This is a genomic window from Parafilimonas sp., from assembly GCF_047606085.1.
Classification (GTDB): domain Bacteria; phylum Bacteroidota; class Bacteroidia; order Chitinophagales; family Chitinophagaceae; genus Parafilimonas.
Genome location: NZ_JASGEX010000110.1, coordinates 1 through 12,302, shown reverse-complemented (window position 1 = coordinate 12,302; position 12,302 = coordinate 1). Strand labels below are relative to the sequence as shown.

General features: G+C 40.0%; 11 protein-coding genes. 8 read left to right on the top strand and 3 right to left on the bottom strand.

The window, feature by feature from the left end:
- Positions 1-790: 790 nt before the first annotated feature.
- The 6 genes from QM629_RS09605 (at position 791) to QM629_RS09580 (ending at position 5,796) form a co-directional block, all read left to right on the top strand.
- Positions 791-2,302, top strand: a complete 1,512-nt coding sequence (locus QM629_RS09605; RefSeq protein WP_415159582.1) for a phytoene desaturase family protein — start codon at positions 791-793, stop codon at positions 2,300-2,302.
- On the top strand, positions 2,295-3,962 hold the full coding sequence (locus tag QM629_RS09600; protein WP_415159580.1) for a C45 family autoproteolytic acyltransferase/hydolase: 1,668 nt from the start codon (positions 2,295-2,297) through the stop codon (positions 3,960-3,962). The genes QM629_RS09605 and QM629_RS09600 overlap by 8 nt, the downstream gene beginning before the upstream one ends.
- 79 nt (positions 3,963-4,041) lie before the next feature.
- Positions 4,042-4,419: a holo-ACP synthase gene (acpS, locus tag QM629_RS09595; protein WP_415159578.1), complete on the top strand. Its 378-nt coding sequence runs from the start codon at positions 4,042-4,044 to the stop codon at positions 4,417-4,419.
- A 130-nt stretch (positions 4,420-4,549) separates the two neighbouring features.
- Positions 4,550-5,053 (top strand): antitoxin Xre/MbcA/ParS toxin-binding domain-containing protein, encoded by a 504-nt coding sequence (locus QM629_RS09590; RefSeq protein ID WP_415159576.1) that lies wholly within the window; start codon positions 4,550-4,552, stop codon positions 5,051-5,053.
- Positions 5,040-5,519 carry an RES family NAD+ phosphorylase gene (locus QM629_RS09585; RefSeq protein ID WP_415159574.1) on the top strand — a complete coding sequence of 160 codons (480 nt, stop codon included), beginning with the start codon at positions 5,040-5,042 and terminating at the stop codon, positions 5,517-5,519. Before QM629_RS09590 ends, QM629_RS09585 begins: the two co-directional genes overlap by 14 nt.
- 118 nt (positions 5,520-5,637) lie before the next feature.
- A complete protein-coding gene (locus tag QM629_RS09580) occupies positions 5,638-5,796 on the top strand; it encodes a hypothetical protein (protein WP_415159572.1) in 159 nt (52 codons plus the stop codon).
- A 1-nt stretch (position 5,797) separates the two neighbouring features.
- Here QM629_RS09580 and QM629_RS09575 read toward each other — a convergent pair whose 3' ends face one another.
- From QM629_RS09575 to QM629_RS09565, 3 genes are all read right to left on the bottom strand, one after another.
- The gene (locus tag QM629_RS09575; RefSeq protein ID WP_415159570.1) at positions 5,798-8,401 is read right to left on the bottom strand and encodes a DNA translocase FtsK; all 2,604 of its coding nucleotides are present in this window, start codon (positions 8,399-8,401) and stop codon (positions 5,798-5,800) included.
- Positions 8,402-8,551: 150 nt separating this feature from the next.
- Positions 8,552-9,964 (bottom strand): undecaprenyl-phosphate glucose phosphotransferase, encoded by a 1,413-nt coding sequence (locus QM629_RS09570; RefSeq protein ID WP_415159568.1) that lies wholly within the window; start codon positions 9,962-9,964, stop codon positions 8,552-8,554.
- A 432-nt stretch (positions 9,965-10,396) separates the two neighbouring features.
- Positions 10,397-10,771: a phage integrase N-terminal SAM-like domain-containing protein gene (locus QM629_RS09565; protein WP_415159566.1), complete on the bottom strand. Its 375-nt coding sequence runs from the start codon at positions 10,769-10,771 to the stop codon at positions 10,397-10,399.
- Between the two features lie 512 nt (positions 10,772-11,283).
- Here QM629_RS09565 and QM629_RS09560 point away from each other — a divergent pair.
- Positions 11,284-11,532: an AbrB/MazE/SpoVT family DNA-binding domain-containing protein gene (locus tag QM629_RS09560; protein WP_415159564.1), complete on the top strand. Its 249-nt coding sequence runs from the start codon at positions 11,284-11,286 to the stop codon at positions 11,530-11,532.
- Positions 11,520-11,846 (top strand): type II toxin-antitoxin system PemK/MazF family toxin, encoded by a 327-nt coding sequence (locus QM629_RS09555; protein WP_415159562.1) that lies wholly within the window; start codon positions 11,520-11,522, stop codon positions 11,844-11,846. The genes QM629_RS09560 and QM629_RS09555 overlap by 13 nt, the downstream gene beginning before the upstream one ends.
- The last annotated feature ends 456 nt before the right edge of the window (positions 11,847-12,302 follow it).

Below are 12,302 nucleotides of genomic sequence, written 5' to 3'. Positions count from 1 at the left end.
TCTACCAGTATTTTGAGGAGTTTCAATCGGCAATTGAGCAGTTCTTCTCTAATCTCGAATATCAATTGGATGAGCTGATATCTTTACTACAATTTAATTTCGGAATTATTAAAGCAACTTAGTATAAATATTGCTGCAAAAAAAAGAATTCCAATACAAAAAAATAAAGCTTTTCTTGATTTGGCAGGATTATATAAAAACGATAACGTGAACCTGAAAGAAATCAGAAAACAGGTATGGAGATAATATTATTACATCATTTTTCTTCTTCTCAATTAGCCATATCAGTAATTACAGGAGCCGAAATTATACAAGACGCCATCAACAAACAACACCAGGAAAAATTAATTAAAGTAAACACCGGATAAATTTGTGTATAGGCAATTTGTGCCTGCTTTATCGGCTTGTAAGATTAGTTCACGCTTTTACACGTCATTCCCGCGAAAGCGGGAACCTGATCTTAAATTTTAAAGTGACAATTATTCATCAGCAGGTACCCAATGCAATAGCAGGTGCCCGGTCAGGCCGGGCATGACGTTCCGGTGGTTATGTTTTATGCTTGTCTTGCTTAATGTAAGGTCAGCAATAAGAATGGATTTGTACTTTTGCCAATCAATAAGCACATTTTTATCCAGCGAGGAGTGTAAAGGGCTTGATGATGTATAAAGCCAATAAAAAAAGCATTAATTCATAGTTATTCTGATAGAAATGATAATGCAGCGATTTTTACACCATCGAACATTTATGTTGAATAAAAGATAAATAAAAACTCCCTTTAGGGCTGGGGTACATGAACAATTACGACATCATAATAACCGGCAGCGGCATGGGCGGCCTTGTTTGCGGAGATTTGCTTTCCAGGGAAGGTTATAAAGTTTGCGTTCTTGAAAAAAACAGGCAGATAGGCGGCTGCCTTCAAACTTACGCGAGGGATAAAGTGATATTCGATTCCGGCGTGCATTATATCGGTGGGCTTGAAAAGGGGCAAAACCTTTACCAGCTTTTTCAATACCTCGGCATAATGGATAAGCTGAAGCTGGAACGCATGGATGAAGATGCGTTTGACAAAATTATTATCAGCAACGATGATAATGAATACACGCTGGCACAGGGCTATGAGAACTTTACAGAAAAACTTGCAGCATATTTTCCGGGAGAAAAAGAAGCCATTAAAAAGTATTGCGATACGATACAGGAAGTTTGCACAAAATTCCCATTATATAACCTTGATGAAAAAGGCGGGCTGGAAGAAAAGCAAAGCGTGCTGGATATAGGTGCGCAAACTTTTATTGCATCGCTTACCAGCAATAAAAAGCTGCAGGCTGTGCTCGCAGGCAATAATCTTTTATATGCAGGCGCCGGCAACAAAACGCCTCTTTATGTGCATGCATTAATACTAAACAGTTATATACAAAGCTCCTGGAAATGTGTTGATGGCGGTTCGCAAATCGCAAAGCTGATAGCACGGAATATTCGTAATAACGGCGGAACAATTATGCGTAATGCAGAAGTGGTGCAGCTTGCAGAAGAAGATGGCGAAATAAAGTATGCCCAATTAAGCGATGGCAAAAAGGTATTTGCAAAATATTTTGTTTCCAACCTGCACCCCGCAAAAACAATTGAGCTTACACACACAAACCTGTTTAAACAAGCCTATAAAAACCGCATACAAAATTTAAAAGATACTGTTTCCTGCTTCATTGTAAACATTGTGCTTAAGCCTGGAACATTCAAATACCAATCGCACAATTATTACTATCATAAAGAAGGGCATGTATGGAATCAAACGCATTATACAGAAGATAACTGGCCATTGGGCTATGCTTTGTTTATAACGCCGTTTTCCAAACATAAAGAATATGCGAACGGCCTTACGCTTTTCACATACATGCGTTATGAAGATGTGCTTGAATGGAAAGACACTTTCAACACAGATTCATGCGAACAAAGCCGCGGCGAACTTTATGAAACATTCAAACAACAAAAAGCTGAAAAGCTGATCGCCCTGGCCTGCGAAAAATTTCCGGCGCTCAGAAACTGCATTCAGTCTTACTATACATCAACGCCACTTTCTTTCAGGGATTATATCGGCACAAGCAATGGCTCTTTATATGGCATTGCCAAAGATTATAAAGAACCATTAAAAACGTTTATATCACCGCGAACTAAATTGCCCAACCTGTACCTTACAGGCCAGAACTTAAACCTGCATGGCATTTTAGGCGCAGGCATCAGCGGCATTGTTACGGCAACTGCATTAACGGGCAATAACGACATCATTAAAAAGATAAAACATGCTTAAAACAAACAGGTTTGCACGAAGGCTTTTGCGTGTGTTTGGCGTTATTGTTTTGCTGTTTGTTTTGCTCGCTGTTTACCTCGTATGGGTATCGGATATAAAACCACCTAAAATTGCAAATGCAACCACTTCGCAATTAGAAAGAACGCAACACGACAGCAGCTTTTACACCTTAAACAATAACTGGTTTCGCAAAAGCAATTCAGGCCTGTATGAAATGTATGTGGAAGGCAGCTCATTTGAACGCGGCGTTATCAATGGCAAACTGGGCAGGGAACTTATTCAAAGCCAGGAAGATTATTTTGCAGAGCAACTGGATAAGATGATCCCTTCCGCATTCTACCAGCATTTTTTGAAATATTTTATTGGATGGTTTAACCGTAAACTACCGGATAACATAACAGAAGAATATAAAGAAGAAATATATGGCGTATCATTATCCGCTTCTGACAAATACAATTATATAGGCAGTAATTACAGCCGTTTACTGAACTATCATGCGGCTCACGATATTGGCCATGCCTTGCAGAATATGGCGTTGGTTGGCTGCACATCGTTTGGCACATGGGGCGCTATGAGCCAGGACAGCGCCATGATTGTCGGCCGAAATTTTGATTTCTATGTGAATGATGATTTTGCAAAAAACAAAATCGTTTTGTTTTGCAATCCCGCACAAGGGCATAAGTTTATGTCGGTAACATGGGGTGGTTTTATCGGCGTTGTTTCAGGCATGAACGATAAAGGTTTAACGGTTACGATTAATGCCGATAAATCAGAAATTCCAACATCATCTGCAACGCCTGTTTCTTTGGTGGCAAGGGAAATTTTGCAGTATGCTGAAAATATTAACCAGGCAATTGCGATTGCCAAAAAGAGAAAGATGTTTGTGTCTGAATCTTTTTTAATTGGCTCTGCAGAAGATAAGAAAGCTGTAGTTATTGAGAAAACGCCGGATACATTGGCTGTATATAATCCGCAGCAGGATTATATAATATGCGCCAATCATTTTCAGAGCGACGCCTTAAAAAATTCTGAAGCAAACAAAATGCAATTGAAAGAAAACGCTTCACCGTATCGCTATGAGCGTTTAGCACAACTGATGCGGCAAAACGGGCAGAACACGGTTGCCAAAACAATTGCCATTTTAAGGGACCATGAAGGATTAAATAATACCAACATTGGCCTGGGAAATGAGGGAGCCATAAACCAGTTTATTGCACATCACAGCATTATTTTTGAACCGGAAAAATTAAAGGTTTGGATTTCTACTTCACCCTGGATGCTGGGCGGCTTTGTTTGTTATGATCTTAATAAAGTATTTGCAATAAAAGGTTTGACGGCAGATAAAGAAATTTACGATAGTGTGGAAAATGTACCGGCTGATAGTTTTATGCAAACACAGCAGTTTAAAAGCTTTGAGCGGTACAGACATTACACACAACTATTATCAGAGGGCAAAGAAGCTAATGTTGACAGCATGATCGCCGATAACCCTGAATACTATCATGCTTATGTGCTGGCCGGCAATTATTATTATAAAAAGGAGGAATGGCAGAAAGCATTAGGTTATTATCAAACTGCATTAACGAAAGTTGTAACCACAAAGCCAGAAGAAGACCACATAAAGAAACAAATAGAAGCCTGTAAGAAAAAACTGTTATAGAATTGAGTTATGAATGGTCGGCGCTTTAAGGAAATGATCACTCACAACCGTCTATTCACAATCAGCATAAATTATCATCATGATATTTGGCATAGGCACCGATATTACAGAAGTTGAACGCATCGCCGCTTCTATAGAAAAACAAAGCGGTTTTAAAGAATATGTTTTCTCAGCAAATGAAATTGCTTATTGTGAAACCAAAGCGCATAAATATGAGCATTATGCAGCGAGGCTTGCGGCCAAAGAAGCTTTATCAAAGGCATTAGGCACCGGCTGGCCCGAAGGCACGCACATTAATGAAGCCGAAGTATTGAACGATGAAAAAGGGAAACCATTTTTCAATTTTACCGGTGCAACGGCAGATGTTATTTCTTCCATGAATATTGCTGCCATTCATATTTCACTTTCGCATACAAAAACAATGGCAACGGCTGTGGTGGTAGTGGAGAAAGTGTGACATATAATGCTTTCTCTTAAAGAAGACAATCTGTGACCGAAAAATTAATATTCACCGATGCAGGCACTATAAGCCTTAAAAAAAATTTTATAATAAAAAAATAAACTATTTTTGGTCTAAATATAGACTCATGAAAAAGATGAAAAAATATCCAATGAAAGATTCTGTCTTAAATGATAATAAATTGCAAGAACCTTATACGCCTTATGGCAGTACGGCAGTTGCTTCGCATTATGGAAGCAGCTTTTGGGATGAAATGCATACAGTGCCCGCCGCTGATAAGATAACGATAATTAAAAAAGGCATTTCAAAAAAAGAGCTGGAAGCTGTAAAGGAAGAATCCTGCCTGGATTACGATACATTAAGCAATATACTTTCCGTATCAAAAGCCAAATTACATGGTAAAAAAGGTGCAGAAAGGTTCGATCAAAACACCAGTGAGCGCATTATGTTGCTGGCCGATGTAATTGCTTATGGCCAGTCGGTATTTGAAGATAAAGAATCATTCAACGAATGGCTTAAAACAAGCAATATGGCGCTTGGCAATGTATCGCCTGTTGAATTAATGGATACCATGTATGGCATTGATGAAGTAAAGAAGGAAATAGGCCGGATTGAATATGGCGTATTTTAAACCCGCTTTCATGCTGCTATACAGGATAGGCGCTACGCAATATGCAAATGATTTAACCGGGGAAGGGGCCAGGCTAAATGGCGGAAGATGGAACCATGCAGGTATTCCCTGCATTTATACGGGCGGATCAAGGTCAATTGTTTTACTGGAATACTCAGTCCATGTGTCAATACACAATATAAAAAGGGCTTTATCATTTGCCACATTTTCTGTGCCGGATGATTCGGTTACAGAAATAAGAACCGCTGATTTGCCGGGCAACTGGAAAGACTTTCCTCATCCAAAAGAAACCAGAGATTTTGGCAGCAGGCTATTAGCTGCAAATTCCAGCCTTGTAATAAAACTGCCATCTGTAATTATCCCGCAGGAATATATTTATCTCATCAATCCTGACCATACCCCGATAAAACAGGTTAAAATTACGGAGGTTACAGATTATGCTTATGATGTAAGGGTGAAGGGTTGATAAAAGCTGGTGTTACAGTTAATACAAAGATTTCTATACAGGCATTGGCTTAAAAGCCTCCTTCAAATAATTTTTACTATTTGCTTTTAGCATTTATTTTTGCTGAAAATTAAATCTGATGGCTGAGCGTAAATCTTCTGGAAACTACTGGCTTCGTTTTTTGGGATGGATAGTGGTTTTAATTTTATTTATTGTTTTCTACCCGCAGTTATTGTGGATGGCGCTGCCCGGCATTGTAACTAATTTTGTGCTGGCGCTCGATTTAATGGATTTATAAATTATCCCATCAGATCAAGCAGTTCCTGCAACTCTCCATCTGTTTTTACCAATACATCCCTGGCTTTGCTGCCAAGGTTTGGTCCTACAACGCCCGCCTGTTCCAACTGATCCATTAACCTTCCTGCACGGTTATAACCCAGTTTCATTCTGCGCTGTATAAGTGAAGTGCTTCCCATCTGGTTTTGAACAATTAAGCGTGCTGCATCCTCAAACAATGGATCCTTGTCGTTCATGTCAAAATTTTTGCCTTCCATCTCTTTTTCATCTGCATATTCAGGCAACTGGTAGGCCTGCGGGTAACCAAGCTGATCGCCGATAAATTCGCAGATTTGTTCTACTTCGGGCGTATCAACAAATGCACATTGCAGCCGCGTTACTTCCCCATTATAGCTTATGAGCATATCACCTTTGCCGATCAGTTGCTCTGCGCCGCCGGTATCGAGAATGGTGCGGCTGTCTATTTTTGAAGAAACTTTAAAGGCAATGCGTGCCGGGAAGTTGGCCTTGATCGTGCCTGTAATTATATTCACGGAAGGCCTTTGGGTAGCGATGATCAGGTGAATGCCCACCGCACGGGCTAACTGCGCCAGCCTTGCTATAGGCATTTCTATTTCCTTGCCTGCAGTCATGATCAAATCGGCAAACTCATCAATTACCAAAACAATAAACGGCAAAAATTCGTGGCCTTTCTGCGGGTTGAGTTTCCGGTTCACAAATTTTTCGTTGTACTCTTTAATATTGCGGCAGCTTGCTTCTTTTAAGAGATCATAGCGTATATCCATTAAGGTTGCCAGTGCATTTAAAGTATGCACTACTTTTTTGGTATCGGTTATTATAGGCTCTTCTTCGCCCGGAAGCTTGGCAAGAAAATGCCTTTCGATAACGCGGTATAAACTCAGTTCAACTTTCTTAGGATCAACCAATACCAGTTTCAGCTGTGAAGGATGTTTTTTATACAACAGCGATACTAGCAGCGTATTGATGCCAACAGATTTACCCTGGCCTGTAGCGCCGGCCATTAACAGGTGCGGCATGGTGGCCAGGTCAACAATAAAGTTTTCGTTATCTATCTTCTTTCCTATGGCTATGGGTAAAGAGAAATTATTGTTTTGAAATTTTTCTGAAGATAATAAAGTCTTCATGCTTACTACGGTTTTGCGCACATTAGGCACTTCAATACCTACTGTTCCCTTGCCGGGGATGGGTGCAATGATGCGTATGCCGAGCGCAGCCAGGCTTAAGGCAATATCGTCTTCCAGGTTTTTAATACGGCTGATGCGCACGCCCGGCGCGGGCACAATTTCATACAAAGTAACTGTGGGGCCCACGGTAGCACTTATGCGCTGAATTTGTATGTCGTAATTCTTGAGCGTTGATATGATCTGGTTTTTATTGGCCTCCAGCTCTGCAGGGTCGTGCACAATTTTTTCGCTGCCATGTGCCTCCAGCAGGTCCAGCGAGGGGTATTTATAATTGCTTAAATCGAGCGTGGGCTCATAATTTACGAGCGGAGTTTTAAAGCAGGCTGCCGGCTCATCTACGTTAACAACCGTTGGATCAATAATTACATCCGTATTTTCATCGTCGGGAATTATTTCTTTTATCTCCAGCTCCACGTCGGCAGGCGGTAATTTTTTTTTCAGGTTGTCTTTGGGTGTTGCCCCTTTTGCTTCAAAATTTTCAATATGAATTAAAGGCGGATTATTTTCCGGGCCTGCTTCCGTTTCCTGCTTTTCTATTAAGTTCAGTTCAGTTGATGCGCCTTCGTTTGCTTCCGGCATAATAACCACAATATTGCCGTCTTCAGCTTCATCTGTACGCAACCTGTTGTTATTGGTTAAACCATCCTTTATACCGGCAGCATATTTTTCATTTATTGAAACAGCTGCTTCCCCAGGGGTATAATACGCATTATCATATTCCTCATCGAATAAATTTTCTTTTGTGGTTTGCACTGCAGCTATTGTTTCACCAGGTTGTTTTGGCTTCCTTTCCGGCAATTTAAAGCTTGGATTAAATCTCCATATAATATATGCAAAAAAAACAACTATGAGCAAAGCGGCCGTTCCCACATTGCCAATTAGCCGCACAAGCCCGTCCACCATTAAATCTCCGGCAGCACCGCCCCAGGCAAAATTTCTTCCAAAGAAAAAAGAAAATACAACGCTTAAAACAATAAGGCCGGCGATAAGATAACGAAGGTTGCGGGCAAGGTTAAAAATTTTTTTTCCGAATAAAAGATTTACGCCCAATACAAAAAAGAAAATGCAAAATAAGAATGACGCAATGCCAAAGCCATCGTTCATAAACAGGTTGGAGGCATAAGCGCCAAGCACGCCCAACAGGTTATCTACATGCACATTGTTCCGCACAAAAACATTTAATCCGGCGGCCACCTCGTCCTGGTCCTGCTGCCAGGTAAAGAAATAAGAAAAAAAGGCCAGGGTGAGGAATGCACAAACAAGCAGGCATACGGCGCCCGCTATCTTAGATGTACGTTCGTCTTTTACAACTTCTTTTATTGTAACGTCCTGTTCTTTATCAGGATTTAATTTTTCAGCGCTGGGCGCTTTACTATTTTTCTTTTTTAACTTGTTAGCCATACCTCAATCACCACAAATATAACGGAGTTAAATAAAGGGATATTATCCTTTAAGGGGATGTTCGTAATTACCGGCGGCAAAAAATTAGTTCTTAAGAAAGGGAGAAGGTATGGTTCCGTTTACTTATCTGAAGAGAAAAAAAATAAAAAATCAATAAGCGTTTTCTTCACCCTTGAATATGTTGAATACGGTAAGGAATATTATTCTTATGTCAAGCATTAGCGACCAGTTTTCCATATACCAGATATCATGCTCCACACGCCTCTCCATCAGCACAGGATCGGTGGTCTCGCCACGATAACCATTTATCTGCGCCCAGCCTGTTACGCCCGGTTTCAGGAAATGGCGTATCATGTACTGGTCAATCAGCTTGCTGTACTCTTCCGTGTGCTTCAGCATGTGCGGGCGTGGGCCGCAAAGGCTCATGTCGCCCATAAATACATTAAAGAACTGGGGAAATTCATCCAGGCTGGTTTTACGCATGAAGGCGCCTATTTTGGTAATGCGGGTATCATTTTTTTCAGCCTGTTTGTGGTCGCTGTCGCTGTTCACCGTCATGCTGCGAAATTTAAAACAACGAAACGTTTCGTTATCCTTTCCTGAGCGGTCCTGTACAAAAAATACCGGCCCTTTTGAAGATAGTTTAATCAACAGGCCCAATAATGGGGTAAGCCATGACATCACAAAAATGATAACGAAACTGCTTACTACTATATCAAAGGCCCTCTTTTTAACGCGGTTAAAAAATATGTCCAGCGGCTCATTACGCAAGGCCATTATAGACATCTGATTCATTTTATCAACTTCTACCAGGTTGTAAGCTGTGTTGCCTGTGGCATCTCCGGCCACAAAACGAAGCCTTACCATATTCGCTTCCGCCTTTTTTACCAGATCAGCCAGTTCCGGGTGATCCGAAGGCAAAACGGTAGAGTAAATCTCTTTTACGTTGTTCTTTACAGCGTAGTTGACACAATCCTGTATGGGATATAAAGGGCTTTTTATATTGGATTGCTTAACATCATTTCTATCCGAAAAAAAAGCAAGCAGTTCATAAAATCTGTCATTCTTATGAAAATATTCAGCTAATTGCTGTGCTTTGTCGTTATCACCTATAATTGTTATTTTTCGTGGAGGAACTGCTTTAGCAGTCAGGTTTTTTAAGAAAAACTCAGCCAGGTATGTTTGAAAAAAACGGCTTATCAAAATTAAAAAAGCGGTTGTTACAAAATAAACAGCAATAGCACGGTTGAGAAATTCCAGCTTTACAAAGCTATAGTTTACAAATAGTATCAACCCATACAGGAAAAGTATTTGTACAGCAAGGGTACGCCATGACTGGCGATATGTTTGTTCAATTGCAGAAATTACAGTATAAGTATATAATTTAAAAAAATAGGCGATAGAGAGCCATGAAACATTTATTATAACAATAGATAAGGCAAAGAATAATATACTATAATTATCATACGATAATAATATGCTCGCTGTGCCTGCCAGATTAATAAGCACAAAATCTGTAAACAATAATACAGATCGCAGAAATTGAAATTCTTTGTTGCCCATTTTTAATAATTGAATATTTTTTTCACAAGGGCAATACGGAGCTTCTGTGTTTACTCAGACCTAAACAAAAATAAGGATTAAATTCAAAATGTATCGAAAGCTGACAGATTCATTTTGGCTGTAAAGCCAAATCATTCTTGGTATATAAGATAATATTCACATTATTAAGATATTATGCGGTTGCAAGCAAGTGTTATAAAATTATTATTAGCCGGTTGAATGCCACCGGCATAAGATTAGCAGAATGAAGGCATCTAAGAAACAAAAAGCGTTTCAAATGTTCGTCCAGACGCAGACTTTATTAGGCGAATAGAACAGATGCACTATACACAATAACTAAGCTTTCGTTGCGTACGAAGTACGGGCAATGAAAGCAATGTTGAACGAAAGCAGCCGTTTTCAGCATCTGCCATATCTCTTCGCGGCTGAGGACTACAGGCAGCTTCCTGTCTTTTTTAATAGCCGGCAAATGAAGGTATCCATAAGCCAGCCCTTTTCTGTCTTCAACAGAAAGCGAAGCCCGTAAACAGTATGTTTAAAATAGGTTTGAGAGGGTGTTTTGCTGCGTTGCTGCAGTTCATACAGGTAATCCTTCACCTGTTCGGGATCAAGTGCTGTAGGCAGGCATTGAAAGTGTAATGCCATAGCTGCTACATGGCGGCTGTAATTATCAAAGGTTCGGGCACTGCGACCCAGGATAGAAATATTACGCTCGAAGCGTTGCAGCAGTTCTGTAAACCCGTTAACTTCACGGCAGGCACGGTTGAGGTATGTATTCCATCTTCTGGCGATTTTTTTCGTTGCCATATTCTTAAGTTTTTTGATAAGGGCTAAAGTTACGGATAGTGCGGAAGGCTTCCGCAGGTTTAGTTCAACAAGGGTTTGGCGTCAGGCGGGGCTGACAGTAAGTTTTCTCAACAGCAGTTTTTCAATTAAGCGTTCCGTCCCTGCGCGACGGAACGCTGTCGGCAGCAACAATTTGTTCAGCAATAGTTTATTAATTTAGCTTTTGTGTTCGGCGGGACGGATAAATCCGTCCCGCCGAACACAAATACTTACCGGTTGGTGGCAACCGTAACAGACCGTCCGCTCAAACATCAACGGACAGAAAAAAAAGACAATACTATGCTGACAAACATAAATCCGAAATTGCCAATGCGTGACAAAAACGCAACCAAAGACTTTTACTTGAATAAATTAGGGTTTATAGTGGGGGCTAAGACAGTATTTTCAGACATTATCCGCTAAACAAAATTTCAGTCTGACAATTTGGAAGTTTGAAAATATTGTAATTACTTTGTAATCACAATATAAATTTTATGGAACTTTCAGTCATTAATATCGGAAACTCAAAAGGAATCAGGCTTTCCAAAACTATCCTTGAAAAATATAGCATTAGCGACAAGATTGAATTAATCTTTGAAAAAGGCTATATCATTTTAAAACCTAAAGCTGAGCCAAGAAAGAATTGGGAAAAAGCATTTAAGAAAATGCACGAAAATGGTGACGACCAACTTTTAATGGACGATGTATTTGCAGATGAAAATTTTGAGGAATGGAGCAAGTAAATCAATATGACATCGTATTGGTTAACCTTGACCCTACGATTGGAAGTGAAATGAAAAAAACAAGACCTTGCGTTGTATTGTCGCCAAACGAAATGAACAAATATTTGCAGACAATTGTAGTTGCTCCAATGGCAAGTAGCTCAATGCCATATCCGACCAGAGTTGAAGTGAGGCACAAAGCCATTAAAGGCTGGATTGCAATTGACCAAATTCGGACGATTGACAGAATAAGAATTATTAAACGTTTTGAATCTTTGACAGACAAAGAACTTGAAAAAGTGAAAGCTGTAATTCAGGAAACATTCGTGGACTAAAACTACCACCAATAACAACGCTTTCGTTGCGTACGAAGTACGGGAAATGAAAGCGATGTTGAACAGCTTGTCCCGAAAAAATCGGGAAAACCTTCGGGGTCATTATCTTATATTATGGGGTTCTCAATAACTAACTGACTATCATCAGAAATGCGAAAAGGGTAGCGAGGTTTGAATGATAACAAATATACGCTCTTGGCATTTAAAAAGCTACCGAAGGTTTAGTTCAAAGCTTTTGTACATAGCCTCATCAACATATTTTCAATCAGCAGCGGTTATGGGCAGACGGAATACTAATTCCCGGGCAACTTCCGTGAACTTTCTATAATATTCTGTCCGGATATCCGGCAAGTGAAAATGGTAATATTGTAACTACCAGGCAGGAAACAAAACAGAGGATTTAAAAGTTTTTTGTTGTTTGTTGGTGTTCCTGTGTGTTTGCTGTTGTTGTGTCTT

Excerpts from the sequence above, each read along its gene's own strand:
- QM629_RS09605 (WP_415159582.1), top strand. The coding sequence starts at position 791 with ATGAACAATTACGACATCATAATAACCGGCAGCGGCATGGGCGGCCTT.
- QM629_RS09600 (WP_415159580.1), top strand. The coding sequence starts at position 2,295 with ATGCTTAAAACAAACAGGTTTGCACGAAGGCTTTTGCGTGTGTTTGGC.
- acpS (WP_415159578.1), top strand. The coding sequence starts at position 4,042 with ATGATATTTGGCATAGGCACCGATATTACAGAAGTTGAACGCATCGCC.
- QM629_RS09590 (WP_415159576.1), top strand. The coding sequence starts at position 4,550 with ATGAAAAAGATGAAAAAATATCCAATGAAAGATTCTGTCTTAAATGAT.
- QM629_RS09585 (WP_415159574.1), top strand. The coding sequence starts at position 5,040 with ATGGCGTATTTTAAACCCGCTTTCATGCTGCTATACAGGATAGGCGCT.
- QM629_RS09580 (WP_415159572.1), top strand. The coding sequence starts at position 5,638 with ATGGCTGAGCGTAAATCTTCTGGAAACTACTGGCTTCGTTTTTTGGGA.
- QM629_RS09575 (WP_415159570.1), bottom strand. The coding sequence starts at position 8,401 with ATGGCTAACAAGTTAAAAAAGAAAAATAGTAAAGCGCCCAGCGCTGAA.
- QM629_RS09570 (WP_415159568.1), bottom strand. The coding sequence starts at position 9,964 with ATGGGCAACAAAGAATTTCAATTTCTGCGATCTGTATTATTGTTTACA.
- QM629_RS09565 (WP_415159566.1), bottom strand. The coding sequence starts at position 10,771 with ATGGCAACGAAAAAAATCGCCAGAAGATGGAATACATACCTCAACCGT.
- QM629_RS09560 (WP_415159564.1), top strand. The coding sequence starts at position 11,284 with ATGGAACTTTCAGTCATTAATATCGGAAACTCAAAAGGAATCAGGCTT.
- QM629_RS09555 (WP_415159562.1), top strand. The coding sequence starts at position 11,520 with ATGGAGCAAGTAAATCAATATGACATCGTATTGGTTAACCTTGACCCT.